This window comes from Bacillus cereus, from assembly GCF_002577405.1.
In the GTDB taxonomy this organism is placed as follows: Bacteria; Bacillota; Bacilli; order Bacillales; family Bacillaceae_G; genus Bacillus_A; species Bacillus_A cereus_AU.
The window spans coordinates 562,012-584,138 of record NZ_NULR01000001.1; the positions used below are offsets into that span (position 1 = coordinate 562,012).

Here is a 22,127-nt window from a genome sequence, read left to right on the forward strand (position 1 = left end):
CAACCTCCCCAACCATATGGATGGATACAAATCTTCTTTTCTTCTATACAATATACACTATCATAATGAATTTAAGTAGGAGGTAATATGATGAGTGAAGCAATTATTCATGGTATCATCCTTGCATTCGGTCTTATCATCCCATTAGGTGTCCAAAATGTTTTCGTCTTTAACCAAGGTGCAAGTCAACCAAATATTTGGAGAGCAGTACCTGTAGTATTAACTGCCTCTATATGTGATACGTTACTAATATTAATTGCAGTGCAGGGGGTCTCCCTTGTACTCCTTACTTTTTCTTGGCTAACTAACGCGTTATATATGATTGGTTTTTTCTTTCTCATATATATGGGCTTGGTCATTTGGAGAAGTAACCCTTCTAATGATGTAAAACAAGAAACAAGTATGCCGTTAAAAAAACAAATACTTTTCGCTGCATCGGTTTCGTTATTAAATCCACATGCAATTTTAGATACGATCGGTGTAATTGGAACAAATTCAATTCAATACATAGGAAGTGAAAAATGGGCTTTTACAGCTGCCACTATTATCGTTTCTTGGATTTGGTTTATTAGCTTAGCTTTAGCTGGGAAATTTTTAAAAAGGCTAGACTCGACTGGAAAAACAATCGCATTATTAAATAAATTTTCAGGACTCATCATTTGGGGAGTCGCGCTTTATATGTTAAAACAAGTTATTTTTAACTAAATACAGAGAACCGCATGCTAATTACACATCATGCAGTTCTCTTTGTAATTATGAAGTCGGTTCCGTGTTCTGTTTTACCATCTTTGTATCTTTTGCTGGTTTAATCCAAATCATTGCTATAACAGCACCAATAACAGCGAAAACACTCGTTAAATAAAACACTTCATGATCCGCCCCTTTCATAAAAAAAGAATATAGGGGCGGTCCAGCTGCTACACCAATAAATCGCATTGAACTATAAAATGACGTAACTGTTCCCCTCTGCTCCTTTTCAATCCCTTGTGTAATTAAGGCATCTAAACACGGGAGTGCCATCCCAATTCCTATTCCCATAATAACGAGACAAAGAAGTAGTAAATAGATTCCTTTTATAAATAAAGGTATTACGACTGATGCAGCAGCCAGTAAAAAACCAATATAAATACACTTCTTCATAACACTTTGATTATCTCCAATTTTTTTACCAGCCATATATGAACTAAGTGATAGTACAAGCAAAGGAATAGCAAGTACACATCCTTTCCATATACCATGAATGTCATACTTTGACTCCAGTATAGTAGACAAATAAAAGAGAATTCCGAATAAAATAAGCATAATAATTGCACCTAGTACAAAAATGGCAATTAACCATCTTCCTTTTTCTCGAAACGTAGAGATAATAGATTGAATAAATTCTTTTAGTGGTGGTATTTCTCCTTCTTGTTTCTTCGCCTTTACTAATACCAATAATAAAACAATCGATATTACACATAAAACTGGAATTGCCCAAAATGGTAAGAACCATACAATGGCAGCTAGAGCTGATCCCAATATGGGACTCAATACTTTTCCAAATGTATTTGACGTCTCAATGATTCCTAAGCCTGCACTAACCTGTTTTTCATCTTTGTATAAATCACCTACACATGGTATGACAACTGGCATAGCACCAGCAGCCCCAATACCTTGAATTGCTCTACCTATAAGTATCCAAGTGTAGGGATTATCAACTTTCCATGACACCCAACCAGTTACCGCTCCTCCGATAGCTGCAATCAGTAAACTAGGAACCATTACCATCTTTCGTCCCCATCTATCTGATAAATAACCAGCAATCGGAATGAGCAAAATTGCAACGATAGAATAAATTGTTATAATCATGGATACTTGAAACGATGAAATATGTAATTTCTTTTCAATAGTCGGCAGGATTGGAATAAGCATTGAATTCCCTAATGTCATAACAAGTGGAACTGATGCAAGCGCAATCAAACAACAGTTTTCTTTTTTTAACATGTTGATTTCTGAACCTTTCATCATATATTTCTTACCATATAATAGCCCTGCTGGAACGTAATGTTCATTCCACCAGGGCTATTACATCGTTACTACCTTCCCATTCACAACAAAAGAAATAGGTTAAAATATAGCGTTATTTCTATTCTTTGAATCCAGTTCGTTATATATCCATACCAATTAATTGAAAATAAAAAAGAAAGGAAGGATCCTTCCTTTCTCCTATAACCTTCTACATTTAGCGAGTATATCCGCCACCAAGCTGTTGTTCTGCCATCGCTACAAGACGTTTTGTGATTTCACCGCCTACAGAACCGTTTGCACGTGAAGAAGTATCAGCTCCAAGTTGTACACCGAACTCTTGTGCAATTTCATATTTCATTTGATCTAGAGCTGCTTGTGCTCCATGTGATGCCAATTGATTAGCGTTACGATTTCTAGCCATTACCGATCACCTCCTTATTTATATATAAATTGTGTTAAATTTGAAATTAAATACATGGTAATTTTTGGTTATTTTTCTTCATAAAAAAAGAGTCTCTAAACGAGACTCTTACATCATTTCACTTTAAGAAGTTACTACTACCAAATTTCTATTTGTTAATACTTTCATTTCTTCTCTTAATATCTCTTTCGCGTTATGTCCAAACCATTCGAGTGAAGCGAAATGGTCAGTATCTCTTACTTCCTGAATAATCTCATCATAATTTACGATACCTTCAAATAATGGAACCATACCAATTCGGCTTCCTGCTGCTGCATATACATTATTAGGTTCAAACACATGTAAATAATCCGCTGACGATATATTCTTAAAATGATAATGTTGTATCCACGGCCTTAATCGTTGGAAACTGTCTATTGGATCTGCACCAGACTCCCATATATGAAGAAAATCAAGGTTTATTTTCAAATTTGGATGATTTACTTCTTCTAATAATTCCAGAGTAGAGGGCAACGTATCCGTTAACGTATTCGGATGTGTTTCTAACAGTACATACATATTATGCTGAGCAAATAAATCACAAATCTTGCGAATTCGTTTTACATACTCTTTCCTCTCTTGGTCCGAAAAATCTTCGCTACCTTTTTGTCCAGCAAATGTACGAATTTTGTTCGTTTTAAACCAATTAGCTAATATTACAAGTTGTTCACATTTCTCTATCGTTTTTTCAAAATCTGCCGATAATGATAAGTCTAAGTAATCACTTATCATCGTAATTTCCAAGTTTTTATCCTTTAAACAATTCAATTCTCGTTCTGTCGTTTCATACTCTTGCATATACAAATTTTGTGCATGAGTCCCCCACAATTCAATCCCTTCAAAACCGTTTTCGTATGCAAATTGAACAATATCAGTAAATGAAATTAATTGATGGCGAAATGAAATGGTACATAGCGAATATTTCATAGGTTTAAACTCCCTTATCTTAAATTCAATTAACTTTTTAAAGAGTTATGACAGACTGACTTGTCTTCATATCTTTCCATAACAGAAACTGTCTCTCTAATTCACCCTTAATTTGCAGTTCCATTGTATTCATTTCATCTAACTTTTCAACAATTGATAATAACATATCCTTATTGTTCGTCATCGCCATCTTAATTGCACGATACTGTACATTTGTAAATCCTTGTACAATATCTTCCACCCGATCACACCAATAATCAAACTCTTGCTCTGAATATTGTAACGTTTCGCGGAAATATGCAAAGGCATGTTCATAACTATATTTACGAATTGCAAGTACTGGTATTTGTTTTACTGCTGCTACAAGCCCAGAAAGCGAATACCCATCTTCCTCGTTTGCCATTTTTACAATTAAATTTTTTAATTCCATAGTCAATTCATTATCATATTTTTTGAATGTTTCTGCGAAATAACTAGCTACCATCTCTTTTGTTGGCTCCTGAACTCCTTCAATATCAATGTAATACCCTCCACCAAATGGGTTGTCTTGAACAGAGTGAAGCACTTTTTCTCTTTCCATATTCCCTTCCCAGCGAAAATCAGGATCTAGCATAAACCATTCTTCTTCTATCTCTGTTTTCGATATCATTAAATAATGAGGAAACGGTTTTTGATGAAATTTATTTTCCCTCTCTGGTAATAGAGACATATCAACCATTACAATTACGAAACGATTTTCAGGCTTATTTTCTACTAATTCTAAAAATGTTTCTACATTACTACTTTTATCTTTTGCATGATCATACCATTCGTTCACTTTAATACCATACAATTTTTCAAACCAAAGTAAGTAATTATCATGGTTAATATTTTCAGAGTGATACGAAATAATTCCGCCTTCTGTTATATCAAAATCTCCATCCCATAATCCAAAATAAAATGGACGAAAATCTATATCGCTACGCCTTTTAATAATTTCACAAAAACAACTCACTAAACAGTGAACTTTAATTGAAGTCATATTCTCATCCACTTTCCTAAATATTAGTTATACACATTTACTTCTTGTAACGGCTGTAACTCCTCCATGAAATCAAGCAAAGATCCTACAGTAAGAAACGCCTTTGGATCTACCTCATCCTCTGGGACACATAACTTCAAATCCATTTCTATGTATACGATGAGCTGTAACATCATTACCGAATCTATATATAAATCTTGATTTAATCGCATCGTTTCTTCTAAATGCGTTACATTTTTCAGTTCCATTTTTTCTTCCATAATTTTCAACACTGCACTCTTTAACGTTTCACGTCTCATACTGTAACCTCTCCCATCTCTAGTAACTTTCTACTTACTTTTCCAGTTTTATTTTTCGGGATTTCAGTTACACTTTCAATTTCATTCGGAACTTTATAAGACGGTAAGTGCTGAATACACCATTCTCTTATTTGCACTGGATCTATATGAGAGATCACTTTCGCTTTAACAATTTCGCCCATCACAGGATGTTTCCCGCGATATACAATTGCCTCTTGAACGCCTTCTAATCGAAGCATCGTTTCTTCTACCTCTATAGGAAAGACTTTTAATCCTGAAACATTAATTACATCATCCATGCGTCCCATAAAATGAAGGCCGCGCTCAGATTTATACCCTAAATCTTTCGTATAAATTTCCTTCTCGTTCATTTTCACTACGATTTCTTCAGGTACATTTTCATCTGAACATATGCTTATACTCGCATGAGGTAGTGGCTTTCCTAAATCTAAATGGCTTTCCATATCATGGCATATACTAATACAACCAGCTTCAGAACAACCATATTGCTGCATCATATACGTTGTCATTTCTTTTAGTTTATAAAATAATGCTTCTGGCAAAGGGGATCCTGATGTCATAATTTTGTGAAACTGAAACGTTCCTTGTGGAAAACTCCCCATAATATGCAGCATAAGTGGTACTGCATATATAATATGTTTTTCTGTATTTCGAATTATATTTAATGCGAATTTAGGGTTTTTATTCGTAATGATTATTGGCTTGCTACCTCTCGTAATTGCAGATAACGTACCACATATTAATCCGTATGAATGTGAAACAGGGGCCATAACGATTGGCACTTCATCTACTTCACAGTTTAAAGCTTCATTATAAGCAGTAATTTCTGTGTCAACTTCCGTCCATGCTCGGCAAATCAGTTTCGGTTCTCCCGTAGTTCCTGAGCTATATTGTAATAAAGAGGGCTCTTCTAATAATGTTTTTACTACTTCTAATTTTGTGAAGTCGCTATATTCTCCATATAAAAGCCCCGTACAAGTTGCACGTCTTGCCATTTCAATAGCCGTATCTTTTGGCGTATCTTCATGTATAAGCAGTACAGACGATTGCTTTTCTTTTAAGAAACGTACAAGTGTAATAATATCAAATGGATCTTTCAGACAAAGTGCAAATCTATGTCCCTTTGCTTCTTGAAATTGTTCCATTTCCTCGTAAACTTGTACTCTCGATTCAAAATCACTTTTGCTATACTCTTGTTTATTAACGATTAGCATAATTTCCCCCTGTAACAACTGATTTTTGTATTGTAAGTTGCTTTGCCCTATACAATGGATTTGGAACTTCATGAACAAGTGATTCCACATCCAAATATAATCGACGCTTCGTTAATTGCTCGGCATAGAATGTAGGAGTGTATAATTGAATGTTTTCAAATCTATCTTTTAAATGTGGATATTTTCTTAGATGGTTTTCAATTTCTTCGACAACCATCATCCAAAAACTGTCTTCGTTCCATTCATATTCATCCGCAAGTACGAAAGCTAATTCTCCTAAATTAAATAAGAAAAGTGCATCTAATACCATCTCTTGCAAACATTCGATACGATCCATTTCAAAGAAATCATTCATTTTTCCATTCGCATACGTTTTATGTATTTTAGTAAAATCAGGACATTTTTCAATTTCTTTTAAGAATGGACGATAAAACTCAATTCCTTCATGAAAGTCCTTTAATGCAATACGGACAGGGACTCCTTCTTTATGAACTAAAATCATATTTTGACCGTGTGATTCTAATGCAATTCCATGCTCTACAACAAGATGTAAAACCGGTATTATCGCTTTTTGAATGAGTAATTGCAGCCAATTTTCTATTCCATATTTGTTTAACCATGCATCAATAATTGGCGTCCCATCTTTCCCTTTTGCATATAAGCCGTTAAAAGGAACTGCATCCTCTTTTGTATCTAAATACTCATGAACGCTTTCACGCCAAATACACCCTAATGAACCATATACAGATTTCTTATTCGTATCATACGTTACACTCGAGAACTCATGTAACAAAATCATGCGCGATTCATCTCTTAAATATGGATCATGACTTACGACATCATGTAACCAATTCGATATAGCTGGTGCACTCACAACAGAATATGGTTTCAACGTACGGAGCGTTGAAGTGTTGAGTATATTCAGCGATAACTTCACATATGGTTTCTTTAGATTCGTAACATTTCTTAATGTCCTCATAGATTGTTGTGCACAATAATCATCTTCTGATTTTCCTAAATAAATAATACATTTATCCTGTATATGATCAGCATAATTCGGAATGATGAAATTCTCCCACTGCCAAGGATGAACAGGTATAAACACGTACTGTTTTGGATTACATCCCGCGCTGTGAATTCCTTCCATAAACTCTTCTAATTTACGCTCGCCAATCTCATCTATTAAAATTTTGTCATAAATTACTTCATTCTCATAACCTACACTTGTGTATTTTTTATGAGCTGCAATCCATATGAGTTTCATTGGCTGCATAAACTCATATCCGTATTGAAAATTATCACGATATTGAAAGCCAATACGTGCTTTATAGCTAGGATGATAGGGATGACCATCTATTAAATGACTTTCAAACTCATCGTAAGATTTTCGAGTGTATTCTTCCTTATTATTTCTTTCATATTGTGCAATCGTGTCTTTAAATATCGTTTGTTCTAATTCGTAAATAAAAGAATCTAATTTAGTTCGTTCCACGTTAACAACTCGAAAAACTTCTTCCAAAAATTGCGACACAGATTGTATTTCTTGTTGTTCATCTTGGACTCTTACTATTAATGAGTCTAAAGAGATACGTCCGAATGTCACTCTTTCTCTTCCATAGCATTGGTACGAAACACTTTTGTTTTCTTCATCAAGTCCTTGTATAATAAACAGAATTTTTTCTTCCTTCTCTACACGAACTGGTGTTATAATCCCCTCATAAATTAACGATTCTACTAATTGACGTAACACTCTTCTTCGCACTGAAATGTAATCTTCTGATTCGAGTGCCCTCAATATTTTCGTGTGATACATGCCCATGCTCATAAATCCCTCCACTTTATGACGAAACACAAAATCCCATTATTTGTATTACGTGAAATTTTATCGTTACTTATGAACGAACTGCCACTTCTCTTACAAGTGGATTATCTACTTGTACATAAATTGCTTGTTCTAAAGGATTTGTCAGTTCATCAACATCAAAAAATCTCGTGAGTAAATTCGCTTTACATGCCAACTTATCCTCTTCCAACAATTCTCTTAAAAATGTAGAAGGTTCACGGTTATATGGAAGGAATGATTCAAGTACAGACCTTAATTCCAAGAGAAGAATTTCCTCCTTAATTAATCCCGCTGCACCAAAACCGTTAATGAGTCCAAACATATGATTAAAAATTAAATAGTAACGAAATCTTTCATCTACAATATAATCGTCATATAAATTTCCAGTTCGTTCTCCAATACCAGATAACTCTTTATTAAGCAGCTCTTTCATTGAATTACAGAAATAAAACCCTTGATTATCACGGAAATAATATTTTACTGGATAACCATCCTTTAGCTGAACAACGCTATTTTGCTGATGTGCCTCTAATCCAACTCCATACCGTAAATACATCCATACCATCGGCTTTAAAGAAATATCTATATACCTTCTAAACCACTCTAAACTTACTTCTTCACAGCTTCTACCTTCTAAATTTGCTAGGCGATGAATGATATTCGATAAACGAGTACGTTCCCCAGGTATAGCGTCTTGAACTAACCCAGCAATTAATGTAGCGTCATTTGCATATTCACCATAAAAAGGATTCTCTCGAATAATCACTTCAAATCCAGATTCTTCTGTTCCGTAATGTAGTGTAATAAATGCTGGATCACAAATAAAATCGAAGCCTGGAAACTTTTCTAGCACTTCACCAATTGCCGTATTTAACATTTCCTTTCCTTCAAGACCACTCTCAAGTTCTTTCAGTTTATTAATACGCATTGAATTCGTTACTTTCACTGGAAATGAAAACTTAAGCATATATTTTGAATGGGGATGATATAGCGTCCTAAGTGATGATGTTGCCATATAATACTTTCCGGCAGGTCCAATATATTCAAGTACTCCTTGATCTATCCAATCCTGTACGTAAGGTTGGTGTAATAGCCATTCTGCCTGAAGCGGATGAATAGGAATTAATGAATATTCATCTTCCTTACAGTACTTCGCTATAAATTCCTTACTAACTATCTCATCATTACTTAATTCTTCTTTTATAATCTTTGTTGTAGAATCTGATAATAACGATTTTTCATTTACTATACTTTTATGTGCCCGAAAATAATGAAGCTGGCATTCTCCTTTTAATTCTGGAGAATACATTGCACTTTTCCAATCCAATATACCTTGTCTACTTTTTGGTGTAGGATGAGTTAAATGCCCAAATAATAAAGACTGCTCCGCCTCTATAAAAGTTGTATGGAAACCATATAATGCAGATGTATCTTCTGTTCTCTCTTTCATAAATTCCTCAATATTTTGACAACTACGAATAACTCGAAGCATCAGTTCAGCAGGATTAGTCCCTTCTCCGTAATTGATAGACATCTCTTTTGTTAAAAATGTAATAACTGTAACGTAATCTGCTTTTATAAAAGTTTTACTTTCTCCAATTTGATAATAAAACTGTTCTCCAAACAAATGACGATCTGTTGGAGATTTATATATAACCTCTCCATACAAAGTAACGTTCTGTGCCGATAGCCGACAGCATAAATATGTGGGAACTGTATTTCTATTTAACGTATTACTGAAGATATTTTCCATTCTTTCATCCTCTGTAATCCATTCTCCACTTCCTGTTTCTCTTAAATAACAGTTTAAAAAGCTTTGTATTGTTGCATGTTCTGCGATTTGTTTCGCATGCTGCATACTGCTCCTCCTCTTTATATTAAAGCTATCGAAATTTTATATTATAAACAATAATTGAATATCATTATCAATNNATTGATAATGATATTCAATTCAAGAGTATATTTCAGAATTTTTTCATCTAATTAAATTTTTCTTTTTTTCTATCATATCTTTAATCTTGTTAAAAACATGATCAGAAATATCTTCCTTTCAAACTAATCGCTTAATATTTTCTGCATTTTTCATCATTATTGATCCTAAACGATAAAAAAGGTACACCCCTAATTGGTATACCTTTTTGTTTACATAATATTATTATTTTGCATTAGTCCTATAATTGCTTATATACAAGATTTAAATCTCTCCAACAATACGCTGTTTCTTCTACATTTAGTCTTTCTAAAAATTTCGTATCAATTTTTTCAGGATTAAATTTTTCATAAAACTTTTTAGAAGGATTATTCGTAACGACCCAAACTACAAGAGATTGTATATCATGTTTTATACATTCCGATAGTAACGCTTGAAATAACTTTTGTCCTATTTTCATTCCTTGATACGTTTGTAAAAGGTATATCGCATACAATTCCCCATCACAATTATATGCACCGCTTCTTTCAACTCCCCCGTCAATAAATCCAATTATTTCTCCATCTAACGTCTCTGCTACAAATCTATATTGGTATTTATCTTCTTGTTGAAAAATGTTTTCCCACTGTTTTTCTCGTTGCTCATATGTTATATTTTCTAAAATTTCGTCAGCAAATATCCCTTTATACGTTGTTTTCCAGCTATCAACATGTACCTTTACTATACCTGGTATATCCTCTTTTATCGCTTTTCTAATATGTATCTCCATCATTTTCTCCCCCTTGTTTCCTCATCATTATATCAATTTATCCCCTTAAAAATCCAAATAAAAAAAGAGTGAATTCACTTCAACTTCACTCTTTTTTTATTACAATTATCTACTTTCAACTTCAACTGAGACAACACGATCAATCTCTTTTAGAGAACTATATAACTCCGTTGTATATAAATCTTCTGGAACTAAAATAACCATCTCCAATTGCTGAAACGCTCCACTATCAATGTCTTTAATTTTCACTCGTTTCACATGCATACCTAATTTTTTAATCTGCTTAAATATACCATCTAATTCTTGATGCTCTTTTACAGTAATTTTTATTGATAAGTCCTTTTGTCTTAATGAATACGGGCCTGCAATTTTAACAAGATGAGGCAGTACATTAATCGCTAAAATAATTAAAACCATAGCAACTGTCGCTTGTATATAAAATCCTGCTCCAATTGCAATACCTAAAGCTGAAGCAGCCCACACCATAGATGCTGTCGTTAATCCAGAAATAACATCATTACTTCTTCGTAAAATAACACCTGCCCCTAGAAAACCAATCCCACTTACAATTTGAGCAGCAAGACGCATTGGATCCATGTTTGTATGTCCTGGAACAGAGTATACATGCACTGATTCAATTGAAACTATCGTAATTAAACAACTTGCCACAGAAATAACCATACTTGTTTTCACACCAAGTGGTTTATTCTTTAGCTGCCTATCTATTCCGATGAATAATCCTAAAAAGAGTGCTAAACCTAATTTGAGTAAAAATTCATATGACATATTTGATTCTCCTTACTTTACAATGTTTCCTTTAGAATAATTCACTATAACTCTTTTATGATATCAATTCTAGTCTTTTCTATTCATTTAACACAAAAAACCGCAAAAACACTTTTGACGATGTTTTTCCGGCTTTTTATTTCGATTAAAATCTTTTTTATTTTTGCTCTTTAATCTTAATCTGTGCATCTTTGTAAAATGCTAATTTGTTGTCATTATACTCTTTTGTATAATTGTTAAATTGCTCTTTCGACTTTTGTGCTTCCACATTTAATTCATTAACAGCTTTAACCTTTTCACCAATCTCTTTTAATTTCGTTTCTTTTACCTTTAATTTTTCATACAGTTCTTTTTCAGTCGCTAACGCCTTCGTATAATTTTCATTCATCTTTTGGAATGCATCATAACGATTTTTATACGACTCTTCTACTGCTTTCGCTTGCTTTTGTAGCTTTTTATCTTCAAGCTTCTCTATATTACTTTGAACAGATTTCGTTTCCTTCTGAGCTTTTTCTAGCATTTCTTTCTCATTTTTCAATGCTTTTTCACGATCATCTACATTTGCAGTAGCTTGCTCTATCTTTTTCATAACTGCTTCATTATGATCTTTGCCTTCTTGTAAAATTTGAGAATATAGTTCTTGGCCTTGTTTTTCCAAATCCTCTAATTTTTTCGCTTCATCAACTAAAGACTTTTCTTGTGTCGCTGCTGTTTCAAAAGCGGTATATAAAGTTTCTTCTGGCTTTTCACCGAAACAACCTGTTAATAAGCCTACTGATAATGCTCCAACTACTGCTACTTTTCCATACTTCAACGTCCATTCCTCCATTACATACGATTATCATGCCAGAAGTTCACTGGGAAGTGACTCTCTTCATGATAAGCTTCAAACTCATAACCCTTTTCTTTTAACCCTTTTAAAATTGCTGGCACTGCAGCGACTGATTGCGGATGAATGTCATGCATTAAAATTACCTCTTGTGGTTTTGTTGCATTTGTTATTACATTTTGAGCGATTTGCGCTGCCGCTGCATCAACTGGCATTTTATTATATTTCCAGTCTAATGAATCAATTGTCCAATCCCATACTTTAAAACCGTCCTCAACCACTTTATTTCGAAGACCTTCATTTAATCCAGGCATTGAACCATATGGTGGACGTGTTAATTTAGGTGATTTCCCAATAATATTAGCGATTAAGCTTTGATCTTCTTTCATCTCATTTACATACTCGCCATTTTTATATAACTTTGCAAAACTATGTGTCATACTATGCATGCCCACATAATGCCCCTCTGCATTTTCACGTTTCACTAAATCCGGAAACGCCTTTACATTCGCTCCGATTAAAAAGAATGTCGCCTTCGCATCATGCTGTTTTAACATATTTAATAATTCAGCCGTATATTTTCCAGGCCCATCATCAAATGTAAGATAAGCAACTTTTCTTTCTTTCCCATTAAAACGACTCGGTGCCGTTTTATTCATTTCAACTTTCGGTTGTTCACTTGCAAGCTGTACTACATTTTCTTGTTTCGCAACAGCCTTTGCTGGTGAAGTAATTGATTGAAACATAAAATACCCAATAGCTACTACTGCAATCGCTATTAAAACGACTACTACTCGTTTAATATTAAAAGCTTTTTCCATTCTATCAAATCCCTCTCCCTATTAATCTTATATACAAATCACCCAATATAATTATACATTTATTTATTTTATTTCACTATATAAACAGACTTTATATGTATTATAATGGGAGTTTTATCAAAAATGTTGTTCCTATTCCTTCTTTACTTACGATACTAAGCGTACCTCTATGAAGCTCCACCATTTTTTTTACGATAGCTAAACCAAGACCTGCACCTGCAGCATGATTATTAATCTGGTAAAACGACTGTTCTATATATGGTAAATGCTCTTTAGCAATTCCAATTCCTTCGTCTTTCACCTTTATTACTGCTTGTCCTTCATTTTTAGTCGCTTCAATGTATACTGTACCATTTTCGTGAGAATATTTAATTGCATTTTCAACGATATTTAAGAAAACTTGCTTTAGCCTATTTCGATCTCCCATCAATTCAATTCGTTCTATATTATTGATGAATTGCATTTGCTTCTTTTCAGCTTTAGGAGTTAATTGCCAAATCGTCTCCTCTAGTATATCGTATAATTGCACCTTTTGTTTATATAAATTAAAATGATTTGATTGTAATCTTGAAAAATCTAGTAATTCTTCTACTAAATGAATCAATCGGTCTGTTTCACCTGAAATAATTCCCATACCTTGCTTTATTTCTTCTTCCGTTAAATGATCGACTGTTTTTAACGTCTCACTCCAACCTTTAATTCCCGTTAAAGGTGTCCGTATTTCATGAGATATAGAAGCAATAAATTCATTTTTCACCTGTTCTGCTTTTTCTATTTTATCAGACATATAGTTTAAACTATGTGCTAATTCACCTAATTCACCAGGATAATCTTCTTTAATTTTATTTTTCAGTGTTCCTTCTGCGATTTGTGAAGAAGCTTGAATGATAGATTCAATTGGCTTCACAAATGAATTTGCCAAGCGTCTGCTTATTAAGAAGACAATACCTGAAATAACAATACCTACGGAAATAGTAAACATAATGATTTCAATAATCTTTGCATTCACATGTGTTAATACTGTCGTATATTTTAAAACACCGATAGTTTGTCCTTGATGTATAAGTGGGCTCAGCACTTCTAGCTGTTTTTCATTATCTTTCGTAGTAGTAACCTGATTATACATTTCACCTTCCAATAAAGATTGTGGGATATTCACTTTACCTTCTACCTTTTCACCACTTGAAGATTGTATAACCGAACCATGACGATCAATTAACTGTAATTCCGTTCCTTCTAATTGAAAACTACTAATTATGTCACCACTATATTCTTGCAAACGAATAAAATATAATGAATTGTATTCAGAGAAGAATCGTGTACTCGTCTTCGCATGTGATGCAACATATTGCACAATGCCATTATAATAATATCGATAAATGGAAAGTGAAAATACTATTTCAAACAAAACAAGCATTAACGTAATGACTGTCATAAAATATAAAGTCACTTTCCGTCTCATGTTATACTTTCCTTCCACACATATCCTTTTCCCCACACAGTAAGAATAAATTCGGGTTCTGATGGATTATATTCTATCTTTTGGCGTAATCGTCTCACATTTACATCTACTACTTTCGTCTCGCCTACGTAATTGGTCCCCCAAATCATATTTAAAATTTCATCACGCGAAACTGGCTTTGAAGCCTGATTCATTAAATACTGTAATATCATATACTCTGTAGGGGTTAAATCAACTAATTGTCCATCTTTATACAATCTTTCTTCTATAATATTTAACGAAAACGGACCAGACGTAATTGTATTCGTTTTTTCTTCATGCACTTCTATTCTTCTTAATAAAGATTGTATACGTGCAGTTAATTCTACTGGACTAAAAGGTTTTGTAATATAATCATCTGCACCAATTCCTAGTCCTTGTACTATATCTCCATCTTGTACACGTGCGGTTAACATAATAATGCCCATTTTTTTATTTTCTTCCCGGATAGCGTTACAAACTTGAAAACCATCAATCCCCGGTAACATTACATCAAGTAACGCTACATCAACAGTGTGATCACATAAAATCTGTAACGCTTCTTCACCAGTACTAGCTTCTAATACATAAAATCCAGCACGTTTCAAATTTAAGACAATAAAGCTGCGGATTGGTATTTCATCTTCTAAAACTAAAATTGTTGACATAATTCCCACCTCCCTACTTTTATTGATAATCCGCTAGCGGTTTTATATATGCCTTTACTTTTTCAAATTTTGATTGCTTTGGTACTGCATATACATGAGAAGCCGTTTTAACTGCTGCCTCATATCCTTTTATTTTGAACCATTCTTTCCGCTTAAAAATATGGACTTCCAGCCATATTTCATTCGTACTTACATCCAAAAATTTTTGAGTATTTGATTTTTTTTGCTCATCTGGGATAGTAATCTTTCCTATTAACTTTTCAGGAATTTCCACAAAATACCCTTTTTCTATATCGATATATCTTTCTTCTATCGGTTTAATTCCCTCTTCACTCCACTGTATGTAACGTTCAAAAAGCGGACTATCACCATGCGATTTATCTTCCCAACCTTTTGGACGTACAGTACGAACAAATTCAATTATGCCATCCTTGTTAACATCTTTACTTTCCACAACATACTCATTAAATAAATCTTCTTTCCCATCCAAAGGTAGTACCTCATAATGATCCTTATCAAATTTTGCTACATAAGTTATACCTGAATGAGCCCCAATTCCTGCATCAATTACAACTGCCTTTAACGTTTTGGAAATATATCCTATTTGTATTCTTTGAATACTATTTATAAACGGATCGAATGTAACTTCTGATATTGTCTTAAACTGTTCAATAAACTCAACTTTCAACTGCTCATCTTTTACATACGTAACAAGACTTATATCGTTAAGACCATTTTTATTTAAATCTTCTATAAACAACTTCGTATATTGCCGATTATAAATCTCCTTCATATCATCATTTTCTTCCGAAAAAGCATACATAACATGTTCTAAAGATTCACGATTTACAGCGATTCCAATTAATAATTCTCGCTTCCCGTTCCCTGTAAAATCACCAACTTCAACGATATCTATATCCTCACCATCAAATGCATGAGTGGATTTTATCTTCCAGCCATTGCTGCTTTTCGCATAAATAGCTAAATATATACTTCCATCCTCATTCGGTAATTTATAAAATATGATTGCTTCTTTCTTATTATCTTGTTTAAAATCCATTGACCAAATCATCTGTTTATCTTTATTAGACATTGGAGTAAGCAACCGATAATTAACAGGCAAATCTTTATCTATTTGCTCTTTTAATTCATTAATCCACTTTTCATTTGCAGGAGCTTCCATTAAACTTGTCGGAGCTTCAGACATTTTACATCCAGTCAATATAAAGATGATTCCCAAAATGCTTATCCATTTCTGCATATGATATCTTTCCTTACTACAGATATTAAGTATTTCTCTATACTTTTTGCTTCTCCAATATTCTCATACATATGATTATAATTTTTCTAAAATAAAAAATCGTTACAGAAAAGTTACAAATATATTCCCATAAAAAAAGATTGGCGAAGGCCAATCTTTTTTACTATTCGTTTCGAGCTGGGTTTTGTGTTGTACCTAAATGATCATTTAATTTTTTTGAAATATCTTTTACATTTTTTTCGTTTGGAATGTAATAATAAATACCACCAATACGTTTATCAGTACCTTCAATTTGCATTTTTTCCATTTGCAGATCAGATCCAGCCATATTTTTCGTAATAGCAAGCATATCATCAAACGTTAAATTTGTTTTCATATTGTTATCCACTGCATCAAGTAACGAGCCCATTTTGCTAATTGATTGAACAGACATAGCTTTTTTCGCAATTGCTTCAATTACAAGTTGTTGTCTTTGCCCACGCATTGCGTCACTATCAATTTTACGTGTTCTTGCAAGTGCAAGTGCTTGTTCTCCATTCAAGTGTTGGAAACCTTTTTCTAAATGAATCATACCTGCTTGGTCTTTACTATCTTGCTCTGTGAAAGTAACAGGTACATCAATATCAATACCGCCTAGTGAATCTACAATTTGAACAAATGACTCAAAGTTAAACTTCACATAGTAATCAACTGGAACATTTAAAAATCTTTCCACAGTATCTCGCGTACTTTCAACACCACCAAATACGTGTGCATGAGTAATTTTATCTAATTTTTTTCTAGATGGAATATACACACGTGAATCACGCGGAATACTAACTAATTTAACAGATTTATCCTCTTTATTAATTGTTGCTAATAAAAGTGCATCTGTTCGAACTGCATCACCATATTGGCTTTTTCTCATGTCACTTCCATCTACACCCATAATTAAAATTGAGATGTTATCCTTTAAAGGTTCAACTTCTTTATCACGTTTTGATGACTTATCAATTTCTGCATATGAAGCACTTACAACCGCTTTTGCTTTGTTATATATGAACGATCCATATCCTACTCCTCCAAAAATAAGTAGGAAAAATGGAATTATAATGAACCATTTTATTGACTTTCTTTTAGAACGTTTTTTATTACTTCTCGTGTTTTGTTCTAATTCAGAGCTCATATCTATTCGCCTCGCTTTCTCTTTCCCTAGTATAATGTAAGTCTATTTATCTTCATATTGAATTTCCTTTCAATTACCTTACAATTTTGTAAGGTTACTTTATGAATCCAATATGTATTCCATTTCACATTATACTCTTGTGCTTATTTTTGGCAAGTCACTATTTATACAAAAACAATATTAAATTTATATATATATTAATTTTATTAAATTGATTTATACATGATTTGCTTCCCATTATTAATAATTAACGCAGATTTTGCTTTAAAAACTTCTTGCACTTTTGGCCATGTGAAACTTTCTGCTCCCGTTGATTCCAATTCAATATTTAAGTGGTCTTTTTTCTTTTCTAAATTTACTTTTACTTTTCGATCCAGATATTCCCATGATGTATGATTCTTGTCTTTTTTCAAATTCGACACCTTCAGTTTCGATAACGGTTGTGATGCTTGTTCTTTAACACCGTCATGTTCTACAGTTAACGCGAAAGTCTCCGGATTTACATCATATGTAAAATCTTTATATATCGCTTTCTTTATTTTAGACTCTTGTACAGCATTATTACCTTTTACATTACACCCGACTAAAGTCGAAAATGACATCGTTGTAAGAAGACATATCGCTATCATTTTTTTCATCTTCTGCACCTCCACCACTGAATATACATGGGCTTTGTTACAAGAATGTGGCAAAAAATAATAGAGCTAGCATAGCACTAGCTCTATTTGGAGTATTAAAAATAAGTTTATATGAACAACTATAACCTGCTTAGAAGATATGTAATACAATAACTGCGTTTTTTTCTTTCTCACTAATTATGAAACGAAATAAATCAAAGTTTTAACAAGCATTCCTTAACCGAAAAAATAAGTGTATATAATGTAACCTACAAGTAGCACTAAAATGATTATCCCTGTACTTCTCCAATTCATACCACCTGTCATATCAACAAGGTTACCTGATTCCGCTCTATTGAGTCCATCATTCAAAGAACCGGTAGGGTTATTTTTCAATTCACTTTGTCTCATACGTTCTCTTTTTTCCTCTGGTGACTCTTTATCCATATAAGCACCTCCAAAATGAATGCACTCTTTACTTACATTATACAAAACTTCTATTAGAAATAGATTTACAACATAAAGAAAGCTAGCAATGCTAGCTCTCTTTATAATCCAATATGTTCTTCCTTATTTATAGTAACCCCTTTATGGTCAATTTCAAGCTCCCATACTGTCATAGCTGTAAATACTCTCGCTAATTGCTCAGCAATTTCTTGACGCTTCTCATACGGCGTTAATATAAAAATGGATGGCCCCGCGCCGCTAAGTGCTGTACCATATGCCCCGAATTCTTTTGCGCATTTCCGAATAGATGGTAATAACGGCACTAGCTCTAAACGATATGGCTCGTGAAAATGATCTCTTTCCATCATTTCACCAACAACTTCCCACTTCTTTTGACATAACGCAGCTACTAATACGTTACTTATCGCACTAGCCTTAACTGCTTCATGAAACGGAAACATCTCTGGTAATACAGAGCGGCTTTCATCCGTATTTAGCTCTTCATTCGGAATGAGAGAAATTACGCCTAATTCCTTACTTTCAATCCTTACAACCGAAACATTTTTCCCGTCCAGTGCTCCGATTACTGTTCCGCCTAAAATAGAAGCAGCGACATTATCTGGATGCCCTTCAAAATTTGTGGCAATTTGAACTTTTTGATCAGTTGTTAAGTTCAAATTGCCAAGTTGATTCGCAAGCTCTATTCCTGCTACAATCGCTGATGCGCTACTTCCTAGACCTCTTGTAAGCGGAATATTACTAGTAACTTCTATTATACGGGGCGATAAGGAAGGACACACTTTACATGCCGTGCTAACGATTAAATTTTTATCATCTGTTGGAATTGAATCTTCAAAGGAATGAATTACTTGCCATTTATCAGCTTGCTCTTTTACTACCACATCTAAATACAATGACAAAGCTATTCCCACCGAGTCAAATCCAGGTCCAACATTTGCTGTACTAGCAGGAACACGAACGCTTAATGGTATCACGACATAATCACCCCTTTTATATGATCTTTGATTTGTTCTATATCATTTGCAACACTTGCAATGTCAAATTTATTAGAAGAAATAGCGATATCAGGATCTTTCAAACCATTTCCAGTTAATACCGCAACAACTGTTTCTCCCTTTTTGATTTTTCCAGATTGAACATGTTTAATTACACCCGCTAATGAAGCATTTGATCCTGGCTCAGCGAAAACTCCTTCCGTTTTTGCTAACAATCTATACGCATGTAATATTTCCTCATCTGATACCATATCTATTTCACCATTTGACTGCTCCGCAGCCTCTACTGCATACGACCAACTTGCTGGATTACCGATGCGAATCGCTGTTGCAATCGTTTCAGGCGCCTCAATTACATGTCCTTTAACAATCGCTGCTGCTCCCTCCGCTTCAAAACCGTGAATTCTTGGCTTCTTATACCCTTTCTCTTTCTCATATTCACAGAACCCTTTCCAGTATGCTGTAATATTTCCTGCATTCCCAACAGGGATAGCTAGAACATCTGGCGCTTTTTGCAACTGATCACAAATTTCAAATGCTGCTGTTTTTTGCCCTTCAATTCGATAAGGATTCACTGAGTTTACTAATGTGATTGGCTCTTCTGCAGCAATATTCCTTACAGCTTTAAGTGCATCATCAAAGTTCCCTTCTATTGAAATGATCTCTGCTCCATAAGCGACTGCTTGCGCTAATTTCCCATGTGCAATCTTCCCTTCTGGGATTACGATAATACACTTCATTCCGAGACGTGCCGCGTATGCTGCAGCCGATGCCGATGTATTACCTGTTGATGCACAAATGATTGCCTCTGAGCCTTCTTCTTTCGCCTTAGCAACCGCCATTACCATGCCACGATCTTTAAAAGAACCTGTCGGGTTCGCTCCCTCGTACTTCCCATATAACTGAATTCCTAATTGCTTTGATATATTTAATAATGGAATAAGAGGTGTATTCCCTTCCATTAAACTAACATCTGGTGTATTTTCACTTACCGGTAAATATGAAGCATATTGTTTTAAAAGTCCTTTATACATATTGTTTTTCCTCCTCAATACTGTAGTAACTGTTTATTTCACTTGCGATATCTTCAATCGCTCTTAACACTTGTTCAAATTGATATTTTGAAGTGTGATGTGTCACGATAACAACTTCTGCAAGTTCCCTATTCAGCGGCAACTGAATTACCTCTTTTAAACTTACAGAACAATTAGCGAAACATTCTGTTATTTTTTGCAACATCCCAGGTTCATCACTTAATGAAATACGTAAAAAATATTTAGAAACTACTTCTTCATCAGCTTGTAATTCATATGGCTCTGGTTCTTTTAAAACACTTTTATGTTTCGGTATTTGATTCATATTTTTAACGACTGAAATAATGTCACTAGCTACTGCAGATCCAGTTGGCAACTTCCCAGCGCCTGGTCCGTAAAACATCACTTCTCCTACCGCTTGACCATGAACATATACCGCATTAAATTCGTTATTCACATTCGATAATGGGTGGTGACTTGGCAATAAAGTCGGTTCTACACTTAAATGAATAGATGATCCTTGCTTCTCCGCTTTACCAATTAGTTTCATAGTAAACCCTAACTTTTTCGCCATCTCTAAATCTTCTTTTTCAACCTTTCGAATCCCTCTAACTTGAACATCATCTAAAGAAACATTCATCGAAAAACCTAAGTTAGCAAGAATTGCTACCTTTCTTGCTGCATCCAGACCATCTACATCTGCTGTTGGATCTGATTCTGCGAAACCTAATTTTTGTGCCTCCTGTAAAGCCTCTTCATACGACCATCCATTTTGACTCATCTTTGTTAACATATAATTAGTTGTTCCATTTACGATTCCCATTATTTTTTCAATTTGATCTGAGGCCAGTCCGTCTGCCAATCCTCTTAATATTGGAATTCCACCTGCTACACTTGCTTCATAAAACAAATCACAATTATTTTCATTTGCTAATTGTAGAAGTTCAGCCCCGTATACAGCCATTAAATCTTTATTTGCAGTTACAACATGTTTTTTGCTTTGTAATGCCTTAATAATATGCTGTTTTGCTTCTTCAATTCCGCCCATTACCTCTACTACAATATCTATATTTGAATCATTTAGAACTTCATCCACATTACGCGTAACTACGATTCCATCAATACAAACGTCACGTTCTTTTTCTAAATCACGTACAACGACTTTCTTTACCTTTACTTCACACCCTGTATCAAGTGCGATTTTTTGGTAATGCTCTTTCAAAATATGGACAACACCACTTCCGACAGTACCTAAACCGATTACCCCAACATTAATTACATTATTCATCTTCTAATCTCCTCCTAAAATTTTATTTTTCGGCTCTATCAATCACCTTGTCCTGCCATTTCCCCATACAGGTGGTGGTTATTTCCGTCCGTACAAATCGTTTCATATTACAGCACCTCCTTTCAAAGTAATAAAAAAACACACTCATCCCTAGGAAAGGGACGAATGTGTTTTCGTGGTTCCACCCTTGTTCCAACCTAGACCTATTTTCTTCTAGATTGCTC

Annotated in this window: 21 protein-coding genes and 1 pseudogene; 1 reads left to right on the forward strand and 21 read right to left on the reverse strand. The window is 34.1% G+C overall.

The genetic code is table 11. From position 1 onward, the window contains the following. The first annotated feature begins 90 nt into the window (after positions 1-90). Complete coding sequence (locus COC96_RS03020; protein ID WP_098768267.1) at positions 91-705, forward strand: LysE/ArgO family amino acid transporter; 615 nt, start codon at positions 91-93, stop codon at positions 703-705. Positions 706-753: 48 nt separating this feature from the next. On the opposite strand, the gene COC96_RS03025 is transcribed toward COC96_RS03020, so the two are convergent. The 21 genes and pseudogenes from COC96_RS03025 to COC96_RS03125 form a co-directional block, all read right to left on the reverse strand. Further along, positions 754-1,983, reverse strand: a complete 1,230-nt coding sequence (locus COC96_RS03025) for an MFS transporter (protein WP_142339948.1) — start codon at positions 1,981-1,983, stop codon at positions 754-756. A gap of 238 nt (positions 1,984-2,221) precedes the next feature. Beyond that, entirely contained in the window at positions 2,222-2,428 is a 207-nt protein-coding gene (locus COC96_RS03030; protein WP_000113539.1) for an alpha/beta-type small acid-soluble spore protein, read from the reverse strand. A 123-nt stretch (positions 2,429-2,551) separates the two neighbouring features. Continuing rightward, positions 2,552-3,394, reverse strand: a complete 843-nt coding sequence (locus COC96_RS03035) for a sugar phosphate isomerase/epimerase family protein (RefSeq protein ID WP_098267698.1) — start codon at positions 3,392-3,394, stop codon at positions 2,552-2,554. 37 nt (positions 3,395-3,431) lie between these two features. After that, positions 3,432-4,415: a DUF6005 family protein gene (locus COC96_RS03040; protein ID WP_141535978.1), complete on the reverse strand. Its 984-nt coding sequence runs from the start codon at positions 4,413-4,415 to the stop codon at positions 3,432-3,434. A 23-nt stretch (positions 4,416-4,438) separates the two neighbouring features. Next, a complete protein-coding gene (gene asbD, locus COC96_RS03045) occupies positions 4,439-4,714 on the reverse strand; it encodes a petrobactin biosynthesis protein AsbD (protein ID WP_098267700.1) in 276 nt (91 codons plus the stop codon). After that, the gene (locus COC96_RS03050; RefSeq protein WP_098267701.1) at positions 4,711-5,949 is read right to left on the reverse strand and encodes an AMP-binding protein; all 1,239 of its coding nucleotides are present in this window, start codon (positions 5,947-5,949) and stop codon (positions 4,711-4,713) included. The genes asbD and COC96_RS03050 overlap by 4 nt, the downstream gene beginning before the upstream one ends. Next, the gene (locus COC96_RS03055; protein ID WP_098768269.1) at positions 5,936-7,774 is read right to left on the reverse strand and encodes an IucA/IucC family protein; all 1,839 of its coding nucleotides are present in this window, start codon (positions 7,772-7,774) and stop codon (positions 5,936-5,938) included. The genes COC96_RS03050 and COC96_RS03055 overlap by 14 nt, the downstream gene beginning before the upstream one ends. A gap of 67 nt (positions 7,775-7,841) precedes the next feature. Next, on the reverse strand, positions 7,842-9,650 hold the full coding sequence (locus tag COC96_RS03060; protein ID WP_098768270.1) for an IucA/IucC family protein: 1,809 nt from the start codon (positions 9,648-9,650) through the stop codon (positions 7,842-7,844). A 313-nt stretch (positions 9,651-9,963) separates the two neighbouring features. Next, entirely contained in the window at positions 9,964-10,491 is a 528-nt protein-coding gene (locus tag COC96_RS03065; protein WP_098267704.1) for a GNAT family N-acetyltransferase, read from the reverse strand. Between the two features lie 105 nt (positions 10,492-10,596). Then, positions 10,597-11,277, reverse strand: a complete 681-nt coding sequence (locus COC96_RS03070) for an MgtC/SapB family protein (protein WP_097904346.1) — start codon at positions 11,275-11,277, stop codon at positions 10,597-10,599. Positions 11,278-11,434: 157 nt separating this feature from the next. After that, a complete protein-coding gene (locus COC96_RS03075; RefSeq protein ID WP_098768271.1) occupies positions 11,435-12,091 on the reverse strand; it encodes a YkyA family protein in 657 nt (218 codons plus the stop codon). A gap of 14 nt (positions 12,092-12,105) precedes the next feature. Continuing rightward, positions 12,106-12,927, reverse strand: a complete 822-nt coding sequence (locus tag COC96_RS03080) for a peptidoglycan-N-acetylglucosamine deacetylase (protein ID WP_098768272.1) — start codon at positions 12,925-12,927, stop codon at positions 12,106-12,108. Between the two features lie 100 nt (positions 12,928-13,027). Further along, positions 13,028-14,389 carry a sensor histidine kinase gene (locus tag COC96_RS03085; RefSeq protein ID WP_098768273.1) on the reverse strand — a complete coding sequence of 454 codons (1,362 nt, stop codon included), beginning with the start codon at positions 14,387-14,389 and terminating at the stop codon, positions 13,028-13,030. Next, positions 14,386-15,075, reverse strand: a complete 690-nt coding sequence (locus COC96_RS03090; protein ID WP_098267707.1) for a response regulator transcription factor — start codon at positions 15,073-15,075, stop codon at positions 14,386-14,388. Before COC96_RS03090 ends, COC96_RS03085 begins: the two co-directional genes overlap by 4 nt. A gap of 19 nt (positions 15,076-15,094) precedes the next feature. Then, a complete protein-coding gene (locus tag COC96_RS03095; protein ID WP_098267708.1) occupies positions 15,095-16,336 on the reverse strand; it encodes a hypothetical protein in 1,242 nt (413 codons plus the stop codon). A gap of 163 nt (positions 16,337-16,499) precedes the next feature. Beyond that, positions 16,500-17,501, reverse strand: a complete 1,002-nt coding sequence (locus COC96_RS03100) for an LCP family protein (RefSeq protein ID WP_097904398.1) — start codon at positions 17,499-17,501, stop codon at positions 16,500-16,502. Between the two features lie 224 nt (positions 17,502-17,725). Continuing rightward, positions 17,726-18,154 (reverse strand): annotated as a pseudogene (locus COC96_RS03105) (glycoside hydrolase); the annotation flags it as partial. Positions 18,155-18,355: 201 nt separating this feature from the next. After that, positions 18,356-18,565, reverse strand: coding sequence for a DUF6366 family protein (locus COC96_RS03110; protein ID WP_098267709.1), 210 nt, complete (start codon positions 18,563-18,565; stop codon positions 18,356-18,358). 101 nt (positions 18,566-18,666) lie between these two features. Further along, on the reverse strand, positions 18,667-19,560 hold the full coding sequence (thrB, locus tag COC96_RS03115) for a homoserine kinase (RefSeq protein WP_098267710.1): 894 nt from the start codon (positions 19,558-19,560) through the stop codon (positions 18,667-18,669). Next, positions 19,557-20,615: a threonine synthase gene (gene thrC / locus COC96_RS03120; RefSeq protein ID WP_097829798.1), complete on the reverse strand. Its 1,059-nt coding sequence runs from the start codon at positions 20,613-20,615 to the stop codon at positions 19,557-19,559. The genes thrB and thrC overlap by 4 nt, the downstream gene beginning before the upstream one ends. Next, entirely contained in the window at positions 20,608-21,903 is a 1,296-nt protein-coding gene (locus COC96_RS03125; RefSeq protein WP_098768274.1) for a homoserine dehydrogenase, read from the reverse strand. Before COC96_RS03125 ends, thrC begins: the two co-directional genes overlap by 8 nt. Positions 21,904-22,127 lie beyond the last annotated feature (224 nt).